Source organism: Streptomyces milbemycinicus (assembly GCF_002154605.1).
GTDB classification, from domain to species: Bacteria; Actinomycetota; Actinomycetes; order Streptomycetales; family Streptomycetaceae; genus Streptomyces; species Streptomyces milbemycinicus.
Genome location: NZ_MUNE01001263.1, coordinates 1 through 679, shown reverse-complemented (window position 1 = coordinate 679; position 679 = coordinate 1). Strand labels below are relative to the sequence as shown.

1 pseudogene is annotated in these 679 nt (G+C 58.5%); it reads right to left on the bottom strand.

Going from position 1 to position 679, the window contains the following annotated elements:
• Window positions 1-74 precede the first annotated feature (74 nt).
• Window positions 75-679, bottom strand: a pseudogene (locus CCN51_RS54735) (hypothetical protein); the annotation flags it as partial.

Here is a 679-nt window from a genome sequence, read left to right as displayed (position 1 = left end):
CGGGCGGATCCGCCCGGACGTCTCCCGCCTGATCGGATGTCATTGCTCCGCCACCCCTGTTCTCCCCTCTCACGTCAGCAGTTCCCTTGCCAAGGCACCGCATAGGAGCTGCCGATTTCATACAGCCCTGGTGTGGAAACTTTGAAACGGATCCAGTCACCATCACGCTCGATACAACCAGCGCTGGTGCGTAGCCAGGGGGAATAGGGGATACGCAACCTAACCATGCCAGGCTTGGGAACTTGTACTGAAATTTTTGCATTGTCGCTGCTGACGACTGACGCATCTGCACCTGAGATAATTGGCCTGGCACCCTTCACCCGATAAATCTGCCACTGGGAGTCGTGCCATACCGGCTCCAGCCAGCTCGGTCTGCTGCGGACGAGCTTGGCTTCGTCTTTTGCCGCCCAGTCAGGCTCACCCCCCGGCAAGACGACATAACCTACCGCCCACTTGTCGAGCCATGCGCGATATTTCCCAATCGTGAACTGGTTTTCATAGAACAGGCCCCCACGTTCTACATCGAGCTGACGATTCCACCCCCGTGCCAGATTCACGTGAGGACCGAGTGCGGTGGTTTCACGATGATTGACAGCAGGTACTACCTCCACACGCGTGCGGTCCGCGTGCAAACGGTCGAGCGCTTTCAGCACACCTTGCGTGTGGGACGCCCATGACG